The organism is Aliterella sp. E5.1 (assembly GCF_057473825.1).
This window is the reverse complement of record NZ_JBYCCV010000391.1, coordinates 1-1,345: the sequence shown is the minus strand read 5'-3', so window position 1 is coordinate 1,345 and position 1,345 is coordinate 1. Positions and strand designations below refer to the sequence as shown.

Below are 1,345 nucleotides of genomic sequence, written 5' to 3'. Positions count from 1 at the left end.
GTTGAAGTCAGATCGATGTCATTGCCATCAAAATATTTGCGCTCGATCACTTGAATGTTTAGTACAGATTGATAGGCTTGCTCCAAAGCTCGTTCTGGTGTTTTGGTGAACCACTGATAGGCAGTTTGTAGCTGATCCGACAAGGTCTTGCGAGACGCATCAAAGGATCTGGTTAATAGGCTAACTTTCATTATCAAATTTTCGGCAATAGCTAAGAGATTCGGAAAGGAGGTTAGTTCGTACAATGAAGGTTGTTACAGAGTGGATAAACGGGAGGGCAGGAGGCGAGTCATCCAGCCTTCCAGGTAGGTACGAACTGCTTGCTGCTCAACTGGATCGGTGGTGGTGAGGGCGTGGGGAGCTAGCCCTTGAATGGCAGCATTGGTGACGCAAAACATGGATTTTTGGAAGGTCTGGCAGATTAGCACCCGCAGGTCGTCTTCGCCTCTGGGCGATCGCTGGTAAATCTCGTGCAGGTAATTGGGCAAGAAGTGGCGCATATCTTGCATCAGCAGGGTGGGTGGAATACCTGCGGATCCGGTCATGAGCGGATCGGCGTAGAGTGCGCCGTAGGCAAATTCAGCCGGATTGGGAGAAATCTGGTGCGCCTGCGCGTTGTAAGAAATCGTGCCGAAAAAGGGCGTTCCCTTCAGGAACACAGCTTCCACGTAGGGAACTGCTACGTCCATCAAAAATGTGATTCCGGCGGAAAGGGGAATGATGTCGTAGAATTGGTTGCCAGTTTTGACTACATACGTGATGGGGGTAGCAGCCGCGTCCCCCAAGCCCTGGCAAATGTGATCGACAACATAGCGAATGGATGGAACCTCACCGCGATCATAGCGAGCCGACAAGTCCATGAACATATCGCTCATAATGCGCCAGAATTGACCCAAAGCACTGTAGTAGCAGAGTTGCCGCACCTGTTCCGGGAAAAAGGCAGGAAAGAGGCGATGGAATCCCTGGAAGACGGGATTGTAGCGGAACTTGGCAACGATCGCCGGTTCAGCCAGGGCAGCGAGTTCTGGGGAATCCAGGTATGCATCAAAGGTGGTGCTGCCGTGCCACAGCATCGCCTTCATGCAATATTCGGCATATTCAAAGTTGATGCGATCATGCCATGCGTACTTCATCATCTTCTTGAACGTAATCTCTTTGTTGAAATATTTGAAGATGGGAAACGGCTCTAGAAACGCATTCTCGGCAATATAAATCAAATTTTTGGAATAGGCATCCAGGACAATCCCGTAACTGTGCAGAATGCCCACAACTTCCTTGACGTGATGTTCTGAGTTAGGCAGCAGGGTGTGACCCGATTCGAGTTGATGGATATAGTAGCTAAGGG

1 protein-coding gene and 1 pseudogene are annotated in these 1,345 nt (G+C 50.0%); both read right to left on the bottom strand.

Annotation, left to right across the window (positions count from 1 at the left end; genetic code table 11):
- Positions 1–191 (bottom strand): annotated as a pseudogene (locus tag AC2VE5_RS27575) (proton extrusion protein PcxA); the annotation flags it as partial.
- A 63-nt stretch (positions 192–254) separates the two neighbouring features.
- The coding region (locus AC2VE5_RS27570) for a CO2 hydration protein (RefSeq protein ID WP_486890712.1) at positions 255–1,345 on the bottom strand (1,091 nt) is incomplete at its 5' end.